Source organism: Halorussus ruber (assembly GCF_004765785.1).
In the GTDB taxonomy this organism is placed as follows: Archaea; Halobacteriota; Halobacteria; order Halobacteriales; family Haladaptataceae; genus Halorussus; species Halorussus ruber.
This window is the reverse complement of the sequence record NZ_ML219770.1, coordinates 131,012-150,099: the sequence shown is the minus strand read 5'-3', so window position 1 is coordinate 150,099 and position 19,088 is coordinate 131,012. Positions and strand designations below refer to the sequence as shown.

General features: G+C 65.4%; 19 protein-coding genes. 8 read left to right on the top strand and 11 right to left on the bottom strand.

Translation table 11 applies throughout. The features are described from left to right. Positions 1-72: 72 nt before the first annotated feature. Positions 73-630 (bottom strand): metal-dependent hydrolase, encoded by a 558-nt coding sequence (locus tag EPL01_RS04100; RefSeq protein ID WP_135823992.1) that lies wholly within the window; start codon positions 628-630, stop codon positions 73-75. A gap of 28 nt (positions 631-658) precedes the next feature. Then, on the bottom strand, positions 659-2,059 hold the full coding sequence (gene cofH / locus EPL01_RS04095; RefSeq protein WP_135823991.1) for a 7,8-didemethyl-8-hydroxy-5-deazariboflavin synthase subunit CofH: 1,401 nt from the start codon (positions 2,057-2,059) through the stop codon (positions 659-661). A 576-nt stretch (positions 2,060-2,635) separates the two neighbouring features. Here cofH and EPL01_RS04090 point away from each other — a divergent pair. Next, a complete protein-coding gene (locus EPL01_RS04090; protein WP_135823990.1) occupies positions 2,636-3,661 on the top strand; it encodes a phosphoribosylaminoimidazolesuccinocarboxamide synthase in 1,026 nt (341 codons plus the stop codon). A gap of 516 nt (positions 3,662-4,177) precedes the next feature. On the opposite strand, the gene EPL01_RS04085 is transcribed toward EPL01_RS04090, so the two are convergent. Next, complete coding sequence (locus EPL01_RS04085) at positions 4,178-5,587, bottom strand: arylsulfotransferase family protein (protein ID WP_135823989.1); 1,410 nt, start codon at positions 5,585-5,587, stop codon at positions 4,178-4,180. A 107-nt stretch (positions 5,588-5,694) separates the two neighbouring features. Continuing rightward, positions 5,695-6,654, bottom strand: coding sequence for a formyltetrahydrofolate deformylase (locus tag EPL01_RS04080; RefSeq protein ID WP_135823988.1), 960 nt, complete (start codon positions 6,652-6,654; stop codon positions 5,695-5,697). A gap of 153 nt (positions 6,655-6,807) precedes the next feature. On the opposite strand from EPL01_RS04080, the gene purS reads away from it, so the two are divergent. Together purS and purQ are read left to right on the top strand one after the other, a co-directional pair. Then, positions 6,808-7,062 (top strand): phosphoribosylformylglycinamidine synthase subunit PurS, encoded by a 255-nt coding sequence (gene purS, locus EPL01_RS04075; RefSeq protein ID WP_135823987.1) that lies wholly within the window; start codon positions 6,808-6,810, stop codon positions 7,060-7,062. A gap of 58 nt (positions 7,063-7,120) precedes the next feature. Then, the gene (gene purQ, locus EPL01_RS04070) at positions 7,121-7,798 is read left to right on the top strand and encodes a phosphoribosylformylglycinamidine synthase I (protein ID WP_135823986.1); all 678 of its coding nucleotides are present in this window, start codon (positions 7,121-7,123) and stop codon (positions 7,796-7,798) included. Between the two features lie 52 nt (positions 7,799-7,850). Here the strand turns inward: purQ and EPL01_RS22355 are convergent, their stop codons facing one another. From EPL01_RS22355 to EPL01_RS04060, 4 genes are all read right to left on the bottom strand, one after another. Continuing rightward, complete coding sequence (locus EPL01_RS22355; RefSeq protein WP_281275326.1) at positions 7,851-7,982, bottom strand: hypothetical protein; 132 nt, start codon at positions 7,980-7,982, stop codon at positions 7,851-7,853. Between the two features lie 62 nt (positions 7,983-8,044). Further along, the gene (locus EPL01_RS22350) at positions 8,045-8,170 is read right to left on the bottom strand and encodes a hypothetical protein (protein ID WP_276279592.1); all 126 of its coding nucleotides are present in this window, start codon (positions 8,168-8,170) and stop codon (positions 8,045-8,047) included. 177 nt (positions 8,171-8,347) lie between these two features. After that, complete coding sequence (locus EPL01_RS04065) at positions 8,348-9,007, bottom strand: potassium channel family protein (RefSeq protein WP_135823985.1); 660 nt, start codon at positions 9,005-9,007, stop codon at positions 8,348-8,350. Continuing rightward, positions 9,004-10,368, bottom strand: a complete 1,365-nt coding sequence (locus EPL01_RS04060) for an APC family permease (protein ID WP_135823984.1) — start codon at positions 10,366-10,368, stop codon at positions 9,004-9,006. The genes EPL01_RS04065 and EPL01_RS04060 overlap by 4 nt, the downstream gene beginning before the upstream one ends. A gap of 676 nt (positions 10,369-11,044) precedes the next feature. On the opposite strand from EPL01_RS04060, the gene EPL01_RS04055 reads away from it, so the two are divergent. Further along, on the top strand, positions 11,045-11,674 hold the full coding sequence (locus EPL01_RS04055) for a hypothetical protein (RefSeq protein ID WP_135823983.1): 630 nt from the start codon (positions 11,045-11,047) through the stop codon (positions 11,672-11,674). Continuing rightward, positions 11,671-11,907, top strand: a complete 237-nt coding sequence (locus EPL01_RS04050) for a hypothetical protein (protein WP_135823982.1) — start codon at positions 11,671-11,673, stop codon at positions 11,905-11,907. Before EPL01_RS04055 ends, EPL01_RS04050 begins: the two co-directional genes overlap by 4 nt. Positions 11,908-12,262: 355 nt before the next feature. Here the strand turns inward: EPL01_RS04050 and EPL01_RS04045 are convergent, their stop codons facing one another. Both EPL01_RS04045 and EPL01_RS04040 read right to left on the bottom strand, forming a co-directional pair. Continuing rightward, entirely contained in the window at positions 12,263-13,348 is a 1,086-nt protein-coding gene (locus EPL01_RS04045; RefSeq protein ID WP_135823981.1) for an archaeosine biosynthesis radical SAM protein RaSEA, read from the bottom strand. A gap of 586 nt (positions 13,349-13,934) precedes the next feature. Beyond that, positions 13,935-14,369: a VanZ family protein gene (locus EPL01_RS04040; protein ID WP_135823980.1), complete on the bottom strand. Its 435-nt coding sequence runs from the start codon at positions 14,367-14,369 to the stop codon at positions 13,935-13,937. 159 nt (positions 14,370-14,528) lie between these two features. On the opposite strand from EPL01_RS04040, the gene EPL01_RS04035 reads away from it, so the two are divergent. Next, positions 14,529-16,460 (top strand): aldehyde ferredoxin oxidoreductase family protein, encoded by a 1,932-nt coding sequence (locus EPL01_RS04035; RefSeq protein WP_135823979.1) that lies wholly within the window; start codon positions 14,529-14,531, stop codon positions 16,458-16,460. Between the two features lie 12 nt (positions 16,461-16,472). Here EPL01_RS04035 and EPL01_RS21430 read toward each other — a convergent pair whose 3' ends face one another. Further along, complete coding sequence (locus EPL01_RS21430; RefSeq protein ID WP_168215799.1) at positions 16,473-16,631, bottom strand: hypothetical protein; 159 nt, start codon at positions 16,629-16,631, stop codon at positions 16,473-16,475. Positions 16,632-16,912: 281 nt separating this feature from the next. On the opposite strand from EPL01_RS21430, the gene EPL01_RS04030 reads away from it, so the two are divergent. Continuing rightward, positions 16,913-17,461, top strand: a complete 549-nt coding sequence (locus EPL01_RS04030; protein WP_135823978.1) for a GNAT family N-acetyltransferase — start codon at positions 16,913-16,915, stop codon at positions 17,459-17,461. A 218-nt stretch (positions 17,462-17,679) separates the two neighbouring features. Next, positions 17,680-18,948 (top strand): trans-sulfuration enzyme family protein, encoded by a 1,269-nt coding sequence (locus EPL01_RS04025; protein ID WP_135823977.1) that lies wholly within the window; start codon positions 17,680-17,682, stop codon positions 18,946-18,948. The last annotated feature ends 140 nt before the right edge of the window (positions 18,949-19,088 follow it).

The window sequence follows — 19,088 nt, the reverse complement described above, 5'->3', positions numbered from 1 at the left end:
CCGCCTATCATAAGTGTGATGAAGTTCCCCGTTAATTTATAACCGCGTGAATTTTCCGGCAGCTGTCGGAGACTACCTGAGATACTTGGTCTCGACGCCCGGCAGTCGCTTTCGGACCGCGACGTAGACGACCGACACCCCGAGGCCGACGACCGTGAGCGTCCGAATCGTCCCGTCGAACAGAAAGAGGCCCGGCACCGAGAAGACCCCCGCGAGAACTAAGTCCTCGGGCGCGCCGTCGTAGCGAATCCAGCGCCGGGGTCGAACCCACCGGCTTGCGGGGTGGACGTACACCCCGCGGTCGTCGGTGGCCTCCCACGGTCTGAGTTCGAGGCCGCCACCCGCCGCGTCGGCGACGCAGTGGACCGCGGCCGAGAGGAGGAAGAACGCGACGCCGACCGTCGCGGCACTCGGGGAAAACAGGGCCGCGACGCCCGCCACGAGTCCTGCCGTTCCGTAGTAGACCGGGAAGTGGAGCGTCCGGCGGTGCTGGCCCGAGAGGAGGTCGAGGTCAGGAAAGACGCCGCCGACGAAGGCCGCGAGCGCCGCCACTGGTGCGAGTTCCGGCGCGAGGGCGACCAGCGGGGCCGTCAGCGTAACCCCCATCGCGGCGTGGGTGGTGTTCATCATGATGGGTCAGTCGTCGGTGACATCCCGGTCAGTCGTCCGCGAGCGTCTCGGTCGGCGCGTCCGACTCGGACGAGTCGGTCTCGGGCACCAGCGGCGTCCCGTCGGCGGCCGGGCCGAGTTCGGGGCCGAACGGCGGGTTCTCGGGGTCGATTTCGCGCCGCTGGCGGTAGTCGGTCGAGCGCTCGACCGGGACGCGCCCGACGGCGGTTATCATCTCGACGTACTCGGCGAAACTCCGGAACTCGCCGAACTCGCCGCCAGCGCGCTTGGTTATCTCCTCGCTCAGGATGGTGCCCATGAAGTCGTTCGCGCCGCAGGAGAGCATCTTCAGGCCCTGCTCGTCGCCGTACTTCACCCACGACGACTGGATGTTCTCGACGTTGTCGAGGAAGAGGCGCGAGACCGCAATCATGAGTTCGTCCTCGTGGACGGTCGCGCCGCCATCGACCATCCCGCGGTTGTGGAGGGGCGTGTCGTGATGGACGAACGAGAGAGGCACGAACTCGGTGATGGCTTCCGTTCTGTCCTGCAAGTCCCGAATGCGCTTCAGGTGCTTCACGCGGTGGGCCTCGTTCTCGACGTGGCCGTACATAATCGTCGAGGTCAGGTCGAGGCCGACCGCGGCGGCGGCCTCCATCGCCTCGACCCACTCGTCGCTCCCGATTTTGCCGGGGCAGATGACCGACCGGACCTCGTCGGAGAGAATTTCTGCGGCGGTGCCGGGCACGCTGTCGAGTCCGGCGTCCTTGAGGCGACCGTAGACCTCCTCGTAGGACCAGTCGGTGCCGCGCCGGGCGTGGTAGGCCTCCTCGGGAGTCATCGAGTGGAGGTGGACGCCCTCGACGTCCATCGCCTCCATCTGCTCGAGGTAGGTGCCGGGGTGGGTCTCGTACTTCTCGGGGGCCTTGTAGTTCAGGTCGCCCCGGTCGCTGGCTTCGAGAATTTCCTCGTGTTCGTCGTCCAGCGCGAGGCCGGGGTGGAGGCCGCTGACCGACGTGACCTCGTAGATGCCCATCTCGCGCGCCGAGGAGACGATTTCGCGGGACTCCTCGGGCGTCTTAGTGAAGCCCGCGTGGTCCTCGTCGCTTTCCTCCTCGAAGTTCTGGGCGGTGTTCTTGAAGTTGCAGAACAGACACCCGGTGTTGCACGCCGTGGTGACGTTGTTGTTCAGGTTGGCGACGAAGGTGACGCCCTCGCCGACCTCCTCGGCGCGGCGGCGGTCGGCCACCTCCAGCACGCGCTCTTTCCGTGCGAGGTCGATGCCCCCGCTGTCGGTGCCGGTGGTCATGAGTTCGACGCCGTCCGCCACCGTGAGTCGCTCGCCGTCCTCCGCCTTCCGGAGAGCGTTCTCGAACGACTGGTCGGTCTCGGGCACGCACTCGAAGTCGAATCGCCCGCGCGGGACGTTCGTCCGGGCCGCGTCTTCCATCACCTGTGACGAGGATTTAGAGGGGTAAAAACTGCCGGGTTACGGCAGGGAGACGAGGTTAGTTCCGGAACTTCGAGATAGAATCGAATAGACCCGGCCGGAATCGTAGCCGTGAACATCTTTTGAAGCCCCCGCCCGGTCGCGGTCGTTGCTCGACATATCCGCCTCTCTCCGCACCCCCCGAGGCGGATAGTGGTCGAGCAAGCGACCAAGCAAGCGCGACCGGGCGGCCCCTTCATCCCACCCATGGCAGTTAGTCGGCCGAGCGTCTGCCGGTAGATTGCTTAGTCGAGCTTTCGCGGTAGATTGTTTAGTCGAGTGTTTCAGTAGTTCGGTCAGATAGCTCCCGAAAACCCAATCGGCCAGCGCGCCGCCGCGGCGGTGAGCCGGTTGATGCAATGCGAGAAGGTGCATACTTCGGGCGGGAAAGTATCGAAAAGTGCGCACGGGAATGGAAACGCCTTAGTCCGGCGACAGCGACCCCTCGCACATGAGCGACAGCGACGGGGCATGCAGTAGCGGGGCACGCACTACCGAGGCATGCGCGAGTCGGATTGTCGGACTCGGGTGGTTGCGATGACGAGCGTCAAGGAGTTCCGCATCGAGCGCGAACCCACCGCGACCACGCTCGGGCGGGGCGCGTTCGTCTTCACCGACGACTACTCCGTCTTCGACTGGGGCAAGATGCCCGACGAGATTCCGGACAAGGGCGCGAGCCTCTGCTCGATGGGTGCGTGCAACTTCGAGTTGCTAGAGGAGGCTGGCATCCCGACCCACTACCGAGGAGTAGTTGACCCCGAGTCGGGCGACGTGGTGCTCCTCGCCGAGGCCGACGAGCCGCCGACCGAGATGGCCATCGACCTGACGCAGGTGCCCGACCTGCCGCGCGAGGGCCGGGACTACGACTACGAGGCCTTCCACGCCGAGGCGGGCGACAACTACCTGATTCCGCTCGAAGTCGTCTTCCGCAACAGCGTCCCCGTGGGGTCGAGCCTCCGGCGGCGGACCACCCCGGCCGACCACGGACTGGACTTCGAGGAGTGGCCCGACGGCGCGGTCCAACTGGAAGAACCCATCGTGGAGTTCTCGACCAAGTACGAGGAGAGCGACCGCTACCTCTCGCGGGCCGAGGCCGACCGCATCGCGGGAACCGCCGACATCGGACAACTGGAGGAGGTCGCCCGCGAGGTCAACCGCGTCGTGACCGAGCAGGCCGCCGAGGCCGAGTTGGTCCACGAGGACGGCAAAATCGAGTGCCTCTACTTCGACGGCGAGATTCGCGTCGGCGACGTGGTGGGTACCTTCGACGAGAACCGCTTCACCTTCCACGGCCAGCAGGTCAGCAAGGAGTTCATCCGCCAGTACCACAAGCGCACCCAACCCGAGTGGGTCGAGGCCGTCGATGCGGCCAAACGGGAGGCCAAGGACCGCGACATCGCCGACTGGAAGTCGCTGTGCGAGCGGTCGCCGGACCCGCTCGACGCCGAAATTATTCGGGCCGCGCGAGACCTCTACGCCGCCGGGACGAACGCCTACGTCGGCCGAGAACTGTTCGACGCGCCGGAACTGGCCGACGCGGTGGGCGAAGTTCGAGACCTCTGAATCTCGGCTGGAAAGAGTTTAACGGCCGATTTTCTGCGACTACTTGATTTTCCACTTCGGCGCGCGCTGGCGTGAGTTCATCTCACGCCATCGGCGTGCGAGGGATGAGGACCGCAGGCCCGTGGCCGAGGACCGCAGTCGGTTGGGGAGGACGTGGCGCGGTGCGGTGCTGTGCGGTTGCGGTGTCCCCTAGGCTTCGGCAATAGCTAGCTTTCCTTCGACTTCCGCCGTTGGTACGCAGTTGCCACGAGAGAATCCGCGCGAATCAGAGACGTAGCGACTGTATTCTCGAAAGCCCTTGCGTTCAGAACCGCAGGAGCAGGCAGGACTGCAACGTCCTCGAAAGCCCTCGCGCGGTTCGCGGTCGCCCTTTCATTCCGCCGAGGGTGGCAGTTGGCCCGCGGAGCGCTACCCATCGGCAGATTCACCACGTGAAACGACCCGTCCGTCACGCGGCGCTAAACAAACAGAAACAATTCCTAAACAAACAAAAACAATGTTTAAACAGCCAACTACTTATCTCCGGCGCGAAATCGAGACCGGTTTGCTGAACGAGGCCGACCACGGCGACCAGTAGAGTTCCGCCAGTAGCCAGACCAGCAGGGTCACCACGATGGCACCGAGCGCCAGCACCTCCGGGCCGCCCATCCAGACCGGCGTGACGTACATCAGCGCGTTGGCGGTCCGGCCGGGGAGGAGACCCCTGACGACGGCCCACGTCTTGTCGAGGACGCCCGGTTTCTCGGACTGGGTCGTCACGTCGCCGCCAGCGGCCGCCGCGCTCCCGGTGCTACTGGCTCCGCCGGTCTTCGACTGGAGGTCGGCCTTCGCCGCGCTCGGGCCGCCCGTACTCTCGTCGCCCGTCCCGAGGCGCTCGGCCTCGTAGGGGAAGGCCACGTCCACGCTCCAGACGACCTCGCCCTGCTCGTTCACCTCGAAGACGCGGTTGCCGTTCGAGTCGGTGATGAGCGTGTGGCCGTTGGGCAGGCGGTCGGCGTCGCGGGGCCACTGCATCCGGGCGTCCTGCCAGACCCACGACTGGTTCCACTCGCCGTCCTCGCGCTGGTACTCGATGACCCGGTTGTTCTCCGAGTCGCCGATGAGGACCGCGGGGCCGCCGTTCGACTCGTTGATGTAGTCGGGGTTGTGCTGCTCGTAGATGATGTCGTGGCGGCCGTCCTCGCCGAGCGTCCGGTTCTCGACGAGTCCGGTCTCTCGGTCGAGGAACACCACTTGGTCCTGATTCCGCATGCTGACCATGAGCGTCCCGTCCTCCAGCACGCTCACGTCGTTGATGTGGGTCCAGTCTTCGGGGTACGGCCCGCCGCCCTTCAGCGGGTACTCGCTCTGGGCGTCCCACGACCACTCGACCAGTCCGGTCGTGGTGTTGACGACGTAGACGCGGTCCTGCGCGATGTCGGCCACCGCGAGTCTGTCCTCGCTAACTCGGTCCACGTCGTGCCACCGCGTCGAGTGCTTGCGCGGCGTGATTCGGGCGTACAGTTCCGTGACCTCGCCCGTCGAGAGGTTCACGCGCTCGACGACGTTTCTCGTGCAGGGCGTCGTCGCGTGGCACTCCGAGGCGTTGAGGTGGTCGGCCGCGACGTACTCGACGGTCCGACTCTCGTTTTTGACGGGGTCCACGTCCCAGTAGCGCGTGTGGGTGTCGTCGTAGTACAGCACGCTTCCGTTCGACCGGAAGGCGACCAGTTCGGCCCGCGCTCGCGGCCCGTCGCTGGCCTTCCCCATCCACGTGTTCGAGTCGGTGGCGACCACCGTAATCCCGTCCGCGGAGGGCGCGTCGAATGCTGGCCGACCATTCACCGACGCCGAACTCTCGGCCGAGAGGTAGCCGGACCCGACGACGAACGCCGAGGCCACGATGAGTCCGACGAACAACACTCTAACCGCATCCCGAGAACGCATTGGCGTGGGCTTTGCGACGAGGTGTCTTTGTTATCCGCCGGTTAAGGATTCCAGCGTCGCGTTACCGCTGAAACCAACCGAAAGAATGATTACGGTCAGCTTCCGTTTCAATCGTCGGTCTGCGGTACCACGACCGACCTGTCGGTCGGCTTGTCGGGAGTCGTCCGGTCGAGTTCCGGCCCCATGCCGAGCTGGTAGTCGCCCTCGTCGGCCTCCTCGCGGAGTTCGGTCCGGCCGCGGTGGACCGTCACGTCGTCGGCGAGGTGGAGCCGAACCGCCTCCAGCAGGACCTCGGCTTCGAGGGGCTGGCCGCGCTCCTTCAGCGTCTCGACGCCCGCGCCGTCCGGCACGTTGAACGCCCGCTGGGCGACAATCGGCCCCTGATCTAAATCAGTCGTCACGTAATGGGCGGTCACGCCTGCGATTCGCACTCCCGCCTCGACGGCCTGCCGGTAAGCCTTCGCGCCGGGGAAGGCCGGGAGGAGGCTCGGGTGGATGTTGATAATCCGGCCCTCGTACCGGAAGACCACGTTCGGCCCGAGAATCCGCATGTACCGGGCCAGCACCACGAGGTCGATGTCGTACTCCGCGAGGAGGTCCAGCAGTTCCTCCTCGTCGGGGTTGCCCTCGGCGTCGCCGATGTCGTGGAAGGGAATCCCGTGTTCGGTCGCTACCGGTTGGAGGTCGGGGTGGTTGCCGATGACGACCGAGAGTTCGGCGTCGAGGTCGCCCGCTTGGGCGGCCTCGCAGAGTCGTTCGAGACACTGGGATTCCTTGGTGACCATCACCGCGATGCGCCGGGTCTCGCGGTCGGCCGGGAACCGGACGCGAACGTCCACCCCGAGGTCGTCGCCGAGTTGGCGCAGGTCCGAACGGAGGGCGTCCCGGGAGTCGTCCATCTCCGAGGTATCGACGTGCATCGTCATCCGGAACACGTCGTCGCGGACCGCCTGGTCGATGTCCTCGACGTTGATTTCGCGCTCGAACAGCAAGGTGGTGACGCGCGCGACGAGTCCGGTGTCGTCGTCGCCGACGACCGTGATTTCAGTCAGTTCGCGGTGGCTCATCGTACCACTTGTTCGGGGGACATAGTGGCGGTTCTGACGGTATTCGCGGGTAAAAGGGACCGTTTCGGGGCAACATTCCCGAGGATATGCACGTTCGTGAAACGAACGCAGATTCCGAAAGGGCTTTTGAGCATGAACGACCACCTCAAACCGATGACTGCCTACACCGCCACGGTCACGGTTCGCCTGAAGCAGGGCGTCTTGGACCCCGAGGCAGAGACGACCAAGAAGGCCCTACAACGACTCGGCTTCGAGTTGGAGAGTCTCCGGTCGGCCGACCGGTTCGAACTCGACCTCGACGCCGAATCGGCCGACGCGGCCGCCGAGCGCGCCGACGAGATGGCCGAGCGCCTGCTGGCGAACCCGACCATCCACGACTACGAGGTCGAAGTCGAGTCCCGAGAATGACGGTAGCTATCATCACTCCGACGCCGACCGTCTGCCGACACCACGAGAGGTGGTCGGCGTGACGGTCGCCATCGTCCAATTCGGCGGAAGCAACTGCGACCGGGACGCCCGGCGCGCGCTCTCTCACGTCGGCGTCGACGCCGAACTCGTCTGGCACGAGGAGGGCCTGCCCGAGGACCCGACCGGCATCATGCTCCCCGGCGGGTTCTCCTACGGCGACTACCTCCGGGCGGGCGCAATCGCCGCCAACAGCCCCATCATGGCCGAGATTCGGGAGGCCGCCGAGGAGGGCGTTCCCGTTCTCGGCGTCTGCAACGGTGCCCAAATCGGCTCGGAGTCTCGGCTCACCCCCGGCGCGTTCACGACCAACGCCTCCGCCCGGTTCCAGTGCGAGCGCGTCCACGTTCGGGTCGAGAACGCCGACACGCCGTGGACCGCCAACTACGACGAGGGCGAGGTCATCGAACTGCCCATCGCCCACGGCGAGGGGCGGTTCGAGGTCACCGACGACCACCTCGCGGAGCTGAACGACGAGGACCGAGTCCTGTTCCGCTACTGCGACGAGGAGGGCAACGTCACCGACGAGGCCAACCCCAACGGTTCGAAGGAGAACGTCGCGGGCGTCCTCGGCGAATCGGAGAACGTGGCGGTGCTGATGCCCCATCCCGAGCGAATCTCGCTCCCCGACATCGGCGGGACCGACGGTCAGGGCATCCTGCAAGGTTTCGAAGCCTGAGAGACGGAGCGTCGAGAAACGAAGCGCTGAGAAGCGCAGCAAAGCCCAATCGTCAGGGTTCCGGTGCCCGATTGCCGTTTCGGTTTCGACCGTACGCGAACAAGAGTAGCCAGACGAGCGCGACCACGACCAGCCAGCCGACGATTACGACCAGCGACCACGCCGAGAGTGGACCTGCGGTCACCGCTGTCGGTCCGATCGCCATCAGTACCACTGCCAACGGTCCGAGCGTCGTCGCTCCGACCGTCATCGGTCTATCGAGACCGGCGTGTCGCTGGCTATCCACTGGTCGTCGGTCTCGTCGCTGTTGCGGATCTCTATCCAGCCGTTCGAGCAGAATATCGTTTCGTAGTCGCCCCATCCCTCGGACATGTGTCCGACACACCGGATTGGCGGCGTCCGGCGAACTCCCCGGTCGCCGACCGCCGCCCTCGATGTGCCACCCCCGGTGACGACTGTCGGGCCTCGCGGACTTTGTTATCCGGCGAGTATCCGGCGAGTAGGGTCGGCTTAGACCGTCGAAACCCGGCTTGAAACAGTTTCTCGGACCTATCCCTGCATGAGGTTCAGCACCTCGTCGGCAACGGCTGGTTCGGCCGCGATAATGTAGGTGTGGCCGGGTCGGAGTTCCATCTCCGGGCGAGGGATTCCGTCCGCGACCTCGTCGGAAACCACGAGACTCCCCCGCGGGAGCGACACCGAAGAGAGGGTCTTGCCCGCGGCGGGGGCACCCTCCTGCACCCGAACTTCGAGCAGACGGAGGTCGCCCGCGACCTCCTCGAAGGCGCGCACGTCGCCGCCGATGGCCGCGTTGGCGGCCCCGACCGCCCCGAGTTCCTCGGGAAACACCACGTCGTCCACGATTTCGCGGTAGCTTTCGGCCCCTTCGTCCTCGATGCGGGCGACCGTCCGGAGTTCCCCCTCGGCTATTCGCGTTCCGGCGACGCAGATGCCGAGGTTCGCGCCCTGATTCCCGGTCAGGGCCGCGAGGACGTCGGCGTCGTCGAGGTTGGCCTGCCGGAGGGTGTCCGGGTGGGTCGCGTCGCCTTCGACGATGGTGGCGAGGTACTCGTCGCTTATCTCCTCGCATCGGTCGCGGTCCCGTTCCACGACGGTCACGCTGTGGCCGTACTCTCGCAGGATTCGAACGGTCCGGAGGCCGACGCGACCAGCGCCCGCGACGACCACGTCGAGCGAGCCAGTACTCATAGTTGGTCCTTCCGGCGTTCGAGGAATAAATATACGCCCCCGCCGAACGCCAGCCACGCGACCGCCAGCCCCCACGTGACGGGGTCGGTCACGAGGAAGTAGCCCGCGATGACGAGGTTCAGGAGGATCCCCAGAACCGGCGGCGCGGGGTAGAGCGGAATCTCGAAGGGCCGGGTCACGTTCGGGCGCTCGCGGCGGAGCCGAATCACGCTGGCGTTGACGACGACGAACGACAGCAGGAAAAACAGACTCGACAGGTTGCCGACCTGCTGGATGGGCAGGCCGACGACCGAGACGGCCATGATGCCCGCGCTGACCAGCACCGCCCGGAAGGGCGTCCCGTACTTCGAGTGGAGGCGACCGAAGTCCGGCGGGAGTTGGCGCTCGCGGCCCATGGCGAACGCGACCCGACTCGACGCGAGGACGACCGCGTTGAGCGCGCTGACCGTCGAGAACACCGCGCCGAACGCGATGAGCGACGCGCCGGAGCCGAGCAGTGGGACGGCGGGCATGAACGACTCGGCGGCCTGCGCGATGGCCGTCTCGCCCGCCGCGCCGAGGCGCTCGGCCCCGAGGGTCCCGATGGCGACGTAGACGACCAGCAGGTAGATGACGATGGTCGCCGCGAGGCTCAGGAAGATGGCCCGCGGGATGTTCTTGCGGGGGTTCTCGACCTCCTCGGTGACGGTGGCGATGAGGTCGTAGCCCTCGAAGGCGATGAACGTCAGGCCCATCGCGGGCACGACCGAGAGTTCTCCGGCGGGAAAGAAGGGCGTGAACTCGCCCGGCTCGGCCGCGAACGCGCCGAACCCGGCGAACACGAGCAGGATGGCGATTTTGACCAGCGTCACGGCGGTCTCGGCCCCGCCGCTTGCGCTCGTGGAGACGGCGTTGAGCGCCGCGAGCAGGCCGACGATGCCCACCGCGAACCCGATTTCCGCGACCGGAATCGTGACCCCGAGGAGGCGGGCGGTCTCGGGCACGTGGACGCCGAACAGCGAGAGGAACTCCACGAAGTTCGAGGCGAACCCGATGGCGTACAGCGCCCCGGCGATGGTGTAGGCGAACCAGAGCATCCACCCCATGACGAACGACGAGGCGGGCGCGAACACCTCCTTGACGAAGGCGTAGCCTCCGCCGCTCTGGGGAATCGCGCTCGCCAACTCGGCGTACGACAGCGCGGTGAACGTCGTGACCACGCCGTTCAGCCCGAAGACGAGGATGGCGGCCGGTCCCGCGATTTCGGCCGCGAGACCGGTCAGCACGAAGATGCCCGCGCCAATCATCGCGCCCATGCCGACCATCGTCGCGTCGAGGAGGCCGAGACTCCTCGTCGGCGCGCGTTCGCCCGATTGACTCACGCCCGGTCGATACGACCACTCGCCGGAAATAGGTTCGCCCCGCGACAGATACTCGGCGAGACGTGACTGCGAACCGAGGGAACCACGTCGAAACCCGGCTGGAATCGCTGGCGGGCGCTCGGTTGAACTTTGAGGGCGCGCTCGACTGACCAACCGTCAGTGAACGCTCGACTGACCAACCGCCAGCGAACGCTCGACTGACCAACCGCCAGCGAACGCTCGGCGGATAAAACCGCGGGGTGGGATGAAGGGGCCGCCCGGTCGCGGTCACGCGAGCGAAGTCTTGCTGAGCGAAGCGAAGCAATGGCTCGGAAGACGCGGTTTGTCTTCCGGTGCGAGGGCGACTTCGGGAGACGCGGTTTGTCTCCCGGCGTGCAGTTTAGTCGCTCTGCGGCATATCCGACGGACGTGGTTGCGACGGATAGGGGCCGCAGAGCGACCGCGACCGGGTGGGGCTTCAAGAGGACGACACGGTACGTATCCCCTCGAATACGCAACGGAGCAATGCGACCGAGTAGGAGATTCAAGAAAACGCCATCATGGCGTTTCCCCTCCGAAGAACACAGAAAGAGTTGCACTAAACAAATAAAAACATAGTTCAAAGAATCTTGTATACGTGTATTTCTCTGGGAATCACGACAGAAGACACTTATCAACCGACGACCATCTCCCGGTAATGCCCTCCAGACGCACCCTCCTCCGGACCGCCGGAATCGGCCTCGGCCTCGGTCTCTCAGGGTGTCTCGGAACCGGCGGCGAGTCGCCGGGCGAGACATCAACCACAACCGAGACCACTACAACTGAAACCACGACCGACCCCGAAACGACCACCGCCTCGCCACCGCCGACGGCCGAGGAGGTCTCCCCCGCCGCCGTGGCCGAGCGCGGCGTCCCGGTGGTTCCGAAGATAGAATCCACCGCCGCCACGCCGTTCCGGGCGTTCTCGGTCGGGGACCGCGAGGGAGTAGCGAACCCCGAGGACAACCTGCCCCACCAAGTCTGGGTCTGGAACGACACCGACGCGGAACGCGAGATTACCCTCGCGCTCTCGACGGGCGGGACGACCGTGCTGGACGAGACCGTCGCGTTCCGGGCTCGCGCCGCGCTCGGCATCGAACTCGCCGAGCCACGCCCCTACGAACTCACCGTCAGCGAGGGCGACCGCGAAAAGGTGGTCGAAATCCCGCGCTCGCGCTTCGACTGCAACGACTCGGTGACCGACGTGGCGGTCCAGCGCGAGGAGATTGCGGAGTTCACGATTACGACCGAGATGGCCTGCTCGACCACGACCGCGTCGGGGTCATGAACCGGGGCGAACGCTTCGGCCGTCGCTTGCTCGCCGCCGGTGGTGCCGCGCTCGTCTCCTCGCTCTCGGGCCGTGCGTCGTCGGTCCCGTTCGTCGGCGGGCCGCCCGAGGTCCGCGAGGTCGGCGACGTTCCGGACCGGAGCGTACCCTCGACCCTGCCAGACTCCTCGGCCGACTCGACCGTCACGACGCTCGCGGTCGGCGACGGCGGGGCCCCGGGCGAGACGGTCTGAGTCTGGAACGAGACCGGCCAGCGCCGCGCGTTCGTCATCGAGGTCGGCGGCGACCTAAACGCCGACCCGTGGTTCAGCGGGACCTACGGGTTCACTCCCGGCGCGCGACTCGCAATCGACCCCCGGACGCCGCGGAAATACGCGATTACAGTCGGCGTCGATGACCGGACGAAGACGGTGACGATTCCGAAGTCGCGGTTGAACAAAGCCGACTCGCGCAACCGCACAACACCGCAACCTCGAACCTCCCCAACCTCCTCGTTCGCTCCCTCCGGTCGCTCACTCGTCCCTCGCGCGTTTCTCGCGCGCCGGGATTGAGGGCGAATTTTCGGAGAGAAACTCCTGTTCTACTTCTCTACCGCGCGAGCGGTAGGCTGAAACTCTTCTCGCGCTCGACGACGGCCTCCCACGTCGCCTCGCACTCGCAGGTTACTTCCGAGAAGACGCTGGGGTCTTGGCGGAGGTCGAAGTCCTTGATGGCTTTCTGGACCTTGTCGTCGCACTCGCCGCAGTTGTGCGGGCCGCGGTCGCTCCCGTGGCCCACCGGGTCCGAGACCACGATGGCGTCGGCGTCCGCGGTATCCTCCAGCACTTCGGCGACCGACCAGAGCCACGGCGGGCGGTAGCCGTCCCGGAAGTACAACTGGTCGACCATCGTGTATCGCTGGACGTTGGTCGGGTTCATCGAGACGGTGTGGGCGTACTCGGCGCACCGCCGGACCGACGATTTCATGTCCTCTACGGCCTCGGATTCCGAGAGGAAGGGCGGCTTCATCAGCAGGTAGGCCTTGATTCCGGCCCCGGCGGCCTCGGCCTGCTCGCTGGCCTCGATGTAGTCCTCGAAGTCGAAGTACTTGTTCACACAGTCGTGGCGCACCCGGTCGGTCGCGGTCTCCAGACCGATGGCCACGTCGGTGTCCAAGCCCTGCTCGGTGAAGTCCTCGATTTTCTCCCGCTCCACGAAGTCGGGCAGGCTCTCGACCACGATTCGCTCGCGGTCCGAGAACGTCTCGGCGATGGCTCGGCGGGTCTCCGCGCCGACCTCGCGCTCGTCGAGGAACGACCCGGAGGTGTAAATCTTGATGAGACCCGACTCGCCGTCGGCCTCGCCAGCCTCGATTTGCTCCTGCTCGTGGTCGAGACAGGCGTCGATTTGGTCCATCAGCGCCTCGTGGGCGACCGACCCGCCCTCGACCGACTCGGCGACGTAGCCACACATCGTGCAACCCCCGGCGCGCGCCCACCGACACCCGCCGGTGTTGAGGATGATGGTGAGGCTCTGGTAGACGCCGCCGGGCGTGCGGTCCTCGTCTATCCAGACTCGGGTGGGCTCGTGCGGGTCGTAGGTCTCGTCCTTCTGGGCGCGGATGTCGCGCATCACCTTGTTGTGCGCGTCCATCCCCCGCCCCTGCTCGTAGACGTCCGGACTCGGCTTGCTCATTTAAGGGCGTCTAGCGACCGGGCGCGTAAATCGGCTTCGGGTTGTGGCGTGGGGATGAGGAGGGTCGTTCCGACTGAGTTGCCTTCGCTCTCGGCGCACGCTGGCGTGCCCACGTGGCAGCCGTCGTCGTGCGAGGTCTTCGTGAGCGAACGAAGGCTTCGAAAATCGGAGATTTCGTGGTGTGGCGAATCTCCGATTCGCAACAGCCCACCAGAGCGTTCGCTACCGGTGGACGGGGACCGCAGGCCTCCGGCCGAGGAACGCAATCGGCTGGGAGGCCGTGGCCCGCGGTCGCGGTACGGTGCTGTGCGGTAACTCCTCGGCGTCGGCAATAGCTAGCTTCGTTACATCTCTGTCGGGATTGCGCTCGCAACTCCCGACGCCGAGGCGTCACCGCACCGCGACCGCGAACCGCATACCTCCTCGACCTCCTCGCTCATTCCCTCTGGTCGTTCGCTCGTCCCTCGCGCGCGTTGCTCGCGCGCCGACTACTGTATTTATGGCTCCACGTTACCGAGGAACAATCGGAAGCACAGAGACAATCGAGAGCCGGGATTCAGTCGAGAATCCGGATACGGCCGAGAACTCAGACCTCGGACTCAGGCCGTTTTTCCGACTCTGCCCGACCTACGAACTCGATGCCGAGACGCCAGACCAGAACTGCCAGAAACGCGCCCACGACGTTCGCAACTATGTCTCCGACCGAGAAGCCCCGTGCCGGAATCGAGGCCTGTGCGAACTCCATGCCGACGCCGTAGCCGACTGCCAACAGGACCGCGAGCGCGGCCGCGACCGCGAGACTCCGGCCGGGGGCGAGCGCGGTGGCGAGCGTCCCGGCGAGCGCGGCGTAGGCGACCGCGTGGAGCCACTTGTCCATTCCGAGCACGCCGAAGGGACCCATCGGGGAGAGCCCCGCGCTGGACGGCGAGTCCAGAAGCGAGGCGTACAGGATCCCGGCGGCGACGAACGCGACCGCGGACCACCGGAGCCACGGCGGCAGGCGAAACCCATCGTCGTTCATCGGCCGGAGGTTCGGACCGACCGAGTTAAAAGTCGGTGGTCGGCGGCGACGCTCTATTCCCCCCGACCGGCGTTTCGTCGGTCACGTAACTGATACTGGTTACGGGGACACGGCAACGACTAACAGGATTCCGGCCCAATATAAGGGCAGAACGTTACTATGACTGACCTCGGCGGATACCAAGACCACGTCGCTCGAATCGACCTGAGCGACGAGGACGTAGCATACGAGGGCATCGACGACGAGGACGCCCGGAAGTACATCGGAGCGCGGGGACTCGGGGTGAAGTACGTCTTCGACCAGGGGCCGGACGTGGACCCCCTCGGACCGAATAACCTGTTGGCGTTCATGAACGGGCCGCTGACGGGGACCCAGACCGTAATGAGCGGTCGCATCGCCATCTGTACCAAGTCCCCGCTCACGAACACCGTCACCGATTCGCACCACGGCGGGTGGTCCGGGGCGCGACTCAAGTGGGCCGGGTTCGACGGCCTGCTGTTCGAGGGCGAGGCCGAACACCCCGTCTACGCCGTCGTGGAGGACGGCGAGGTCGAGTTGCGCGACGCCTCTCACGTCTGGGGCACCGGCATCCACAACACTATCGAGGAGTTAGGCGACGAGGTAGAGGGCGAGGTCGGCAAGAACCTCTCGGTGATGGCCATCGGGCCGGGCGGCGAGAATCAGGTTCGCTATGCCTGCATCATCAACGAGGACGACCGGGCCTCGGGCCGAGGAGGCACGGGCGCGGTGATGGGGTCGAAGAACCTCAAGGCGGTCGTGGTCAAGTCCTCGACCAAGATGCCCCAGCCCGCGGACCAGGAGACCTTCCAAGAGGGCCACAAGCAGGCGATGCAGGTGATTCAGGAGTCCGACGTGACCGCGCCGAACGAGGGCGGCCTGTCGATGTACGGCACCAACGTCCTGATGAACCTGACCGAGGAGATGGACGGGCTTCCGACCCGGAACGCCCGGAACACCTCGACCAGCAGCGAGGCCGAGGAGGACCCCTCCGAACCCAACATCGACGCCGAGAACGTCTCGGGCGAGAACGTCCGCGAGAACATTCTGGTGGACGAGCCGACCTGCCACTCCTGTCCGGTCGCGTGCAAGAAGGAAGTCGAGGTCGACGTCCACCACAAGGGGGAGGACCACAACATCCGGATGGAGTCCTACGAGTACGAGTCGGCGTGGGCGCTCGGCCCGAACTCGATGAACGACGACCGCGACAAGGTCGCCATGATGATAGACCGGTGCAACGACATGGGCGTCGACACCATCGACGTGGGCAACACGATGGCGATGGCGATGGAGGCCACCGAGGAAGGCCACCTCGACGAGGGCATCGACTGGGGTGACGCCGACACCATGATAGAGATGATAGAGCGCATCGCCCACCGCGAGGACGACCTCGCGGACCTGCTCGCTGAGGGGTCGATGCGCGCCGCCGAGGAACTCGGCGACGGCGACATGTCCCTCGACGTGAAGGGCCAGACGATGGCGGCCTACGACCCCCGGTCGATGAAGGGGATGGCCATCGGCTACGCAACCTCGAACCGCGGGGCGTGTCACCTCCGGGGATACACGCCCTCGGCGGAGATTCTGGGCATTCCGGAGAAGGTAGACCCCAGCGAACCCGAGGGGAAGGGCGAACTCTGTGCGACCTTCCAGGACCTCCACGCCATCAGCGACTCGTTCGACATCTGCAAGTTCAACGCCTTCGCGGAGGGCATCGAGGAGTACGTCCTCCAGTTCAACGGCATGACCGGCCTCGACTTCTCCGAGGAGGAACTGATGGAGGCGGGCGAGCGCATCTACAACCTCGAACGCTACTACAACAACCTCGTCGGCTTCGACGGTGACGACGACGACCTGCCGGTCCGGTTTGTGGAAGGCGAACCCAAGGCCATCCCCGGACAGGGCGGCTCCGAGGGTCAACTCGTGGAACTCGACCAGTTGAAAGACGAGTACTACGAGGTCCGCGGCTGGGAGGACGGCGTCGTGCCCGACGAGAAGTTGGAAGCGTTGGGTATCGACATCGGGCCGGGCACGGGCGTTAGCTCGGGTGGCGCGGCGGTCTCGGGCGACGACTAAGGAAACCCCGATTTACAGTTTTTTGCGCATCTCCGCGACGGAGTTCCCGTCGTCTTCCCCGAATTCGATTTCGTTGAGGCGTTCGCTCGCGGAGTCGCCGTTTGCGAGCTCGGGGTCGCCGCAGTTGATTTCTTCTCGTTCGTCCGCGTCGCTCCCTGAATCGGTGGTCATGGTCAAACAGAGTGAGCGAGAAAACTGAAAGTGTTCCGATGGAATCGGCGTTCACGCGGCAGGGTGGCCTCGGGCGACGCCTAATCGCGTTCGGTTTCTTTTTTGCCTCCGGTCTCGGGAGCCGTCGGTCCATCTTCGAGCAATAATTCTATTTTCTAGAGCAACGAAATAAGATGTTAAGAAATTGCATTTGTTGCCAGAATGCAACATCTCATTCCTCAGTGACGACCCGGAGCGAAACCGACCGCTACTGCTAACCCCGTTCTACGCTAGCATCTACCATGGAAATCCGCGAAGCAACGAACGACGACATCTCGACCATCCAGTCGCTCGCCCGCGAGGCGTGGACGAAGGCTTACGCCGACACAGTACCGGAGTCCGTCATCGAGGACGCCGTCGGCGAGTGGTACGCCGAGGAGACCATGACCAGAATCATCGGCGACGACGAGCAGGTCTGTCTGGTCGCCACGGACGACGAATCGGCCGATATCGTCGGATTCGCTCACGGCGCGACCGACAACGGTGAGAGAAGCGACGCTTCTCGAACGTCGGAAGACGAGCGAAGCGAGTCTTCCGGAAGGAAGGGCGACATCCTGCGCCTCTACGTCCACCCCGACCGGTGGCACGAGGGAATCGGGTCGGGTCTCCTCGACGCCATCGAGGAGCGACTGACCGACATGGGCGCAGAATCGATGCAAGCGATGGTGCTGGCCGACAACGAGATGGGCAACACTTTCTACGAGGAACGCGGGTTCGAGAAGACCGACGAGGCCGAGACCCAACTCGACGGGACCACACGGACCGAGAACGTCTACGCGAAGGCCAGTTGACCGACAATCCAGATGCACTCGCTCGGCGGACCGATACGTCGGTCCGCCGAGCGCGCGCCAGTTCGATGCAGTATTGCCCGGCCATGAAATTTCGCCGAATCACCCGGCAAATACTGCCGTTATTTACGACGGTAATATTTTCCGCCGACACATTCTTTCGGCGCATTTTACAGTCGAAGGAATGAAATGGCCGAGCGTCGGAGATACAGTAGTTGTGTATGTCCTCTGAAAAACCGACTGGGGCCGACGACAAGCGGTTCGAAACGCTGTCCGTGACCTACGGCGAGGAGCCGGACCTCGCTAGCGGGGTGGGCGACGTAACGTCGCCGATTCACCTCGCCTCGACCTACGCGGTCGAGGGCATCGACATGGATACCGCGCTCGAAGACTTGGAACCCGACGACGGCGAGTTCCTCTACACGCGACTCTCGAACCCGACCCGCCACGCGGTCGAGAAGCGAGTCGCGGCGCTCGAAGGCGGCGACCACGCCATGGCCTTCGCCTCGGGCACCAGCGCCATCGTCGCCACGCTGATGGCCGCAGTCGAACCCGGCGACCACGTCGTCGCCTTCGAGGACCTCTACGGCGGCACCAACACGATGCTCAAGGAGCTGTTCCGCGACAAGCTCAACGTCGCGGTGGACTTCGTGGACGCCGCGGACCCCGAGGAGGTCCGCGAGGCCACGACCGACGAGACCGCCATGCTCTGGATGGAGACGCCGACCAACCCCCTCCTGCGCCTCTGCGACATCGAGGAGATGGCCGCGATTGCCGACGACCACGACGCGCTCCTCGGCGTGGACAACACCTTCATGGGGCCGTACTTCCAGCGCCCGCTCGAACTCGGCGCGGACGTGGTGGTCCACAGCACCACGAAGTACATCAACGGCCACAGCGACTCGCTGGGCGGCGTGACGGTCCTCTCGGACGACGACTACGCACAGGAAATCGGCTTCCTCCAGCAGGTCGGGATGGGCAACGTGATGGCTCCCTTCGACGCCTACATGGTCCTGCGCGGGATGAAGACCCTCCCGCTCAGGATGCGCCAGCACGAGAAGAACGCCGCGGAGGTCGCGGCCTACCTCGAATCTCACGAGTTGGTCGATGCGGTCCACTACCCCGGACTCGAATCCCACCCCCAGCACGACCTCGCCGACGAGCAGATGGACGGCCACGGCGGCGTCCTCTCCTTCGAGTTGGCGGGCGGCCTCGAAGCCGTGGAACACTTCGTCGCCGCGCTGGAGGAGTTCACCCTCGCGGTCAGCCTCGGCGGCGTCGAGAGCCTCATCGAACACCCAGCCAGCATGACCCACTCGCCGCTCCCGGCCGAGGAGCGCGCCGAGTTGGGCATCACCGACTCGCTCCTGCGTGCCTCGGTCGGCGTCGAACATCCCAAGGACCTCATCGCGGACCTCGAACGCGGGTTCGAGGCGATGCGCGACGCGACCGAGGGAGAAGTCGCCGAAGCGACATCTGACGACGACTAAGGCTCGACTTGACGGCGGCGACGTAAAGAGCGCGACCCACTTCCCGCTTCGCTCGGTGATACAACCGAACCCTCGGCGGACTGAAAGGGCGAGCGCGGCTTGCGTTCATCTTGGTCGTCTGAGCGTGGCCCTATTCGCCG

Coding starts and splice junctions, on each gene's coding strand:
- EPL01_RS04085 (WP_135823989.1), bottom strand. CDS start 5,587: ATGCGTTCTCGGGATGCGGTTAGAGTGTTGTTCGTCGGACTCATCGTG.
- EPL01_RS04045 (WP_135823981.1), bottom strand. CDS start 13,348: ATGAGCAAGCCGAGTCCGGACGTCTACGAGCAGGGGCGGGGGATGGAC.
- EPL01_RS04065 (WP_135823985.1), bottom strand. CDS start 9,007: ATGAGTACTGGCTCGCTCGACGTGGTCGTCGCGGGCGCTGGTCGCGTC.
- cofH (WP_135823991.1), bottom strand. CDS start 2,059: ATGGAAGACGCGGCCCGGACGAACGTCCCGCGCGGGCGATTCGACTTC.
- EPL01_RS04090 (WP_135823990.1), top strand. CDS start 2,636: ATGACGAGCGTCAAGGAGTTCCGCATCGAGCGCGAACCCACCGCGACC.
- EPL01_RS04025 (WP_135823977.1), top strand. CDS start 17,680: ATGTCCTCTGAAAAACCGACTGGGGCCGACGACAAGCGGTTCGAAACG.
- purS (WP_135823987.1), top strand. CDS start 6,808: ATGACTGCCTACACCGCCACGGTCACGGTTCGCCTGAAGCAGGGCGTC.
- EPL01_RS04080 (WP_135823988.1), bottom strand. CDS start 6,654: ATGAGCCACCGCGAACTGACTGAAATCACGGTCGTCGGCGACGACGAC.
- EPL01_RS22350 (WP_276279592.1), bottom strand. CDS start 8,170: ATGTCCGAGGGATGGGGCGACTACGAAACGATATTCTGCTCGAACGGC.
- EPL01_RS04035 (WP_135823979.1), top strand. CDS start 14,529: ATGACTGACCTCGGCGGATACCAAGACCACGTCGCTCGAATCGACCTG.
- EPL01_RS21430 (WP_168215799.1), bottom strand. CDS start 16,631: ATGACCACCGATTCAGGGAGCGACGCGGACGAACGAGAAGAAATCAAC.
- EPL01_RS04040 (WP_135823980.1), bottom strand. CDS start 14,369: ATGAACGACGATGGGTTTCGCCTGCCGCCGTGGCTCCGGTGGTCCGCG.
- EPL01_RS04055 (WP_135823983.1), top strand. CDS start 11,045: ATGCCCTCCAGACGCACCCTCCTCCGGACCGCCGGAATCGGCCTCGGC.
- EPL01_RS04100 (WP_135823992.1), bottom strand. CDS start 630: ATGATGAACACCACCCACGCCGCGATGGGGGTTACGCTGACGGCCCCG.
- EPL01_RS04030 (WP_135823978.1), top strand. CDS start 16,913: ATGGAAATCCGCGAAGCAACGAACGACGACATCTCGACCATCCAGTCG.
- EPL01_RS04050 (WP_135823982.1), top strand. CDS start 11,671: ATGAACCGGGGCGAACGCTTCGGCCGTCGCTTGCTCGCCGCCGGTGGT.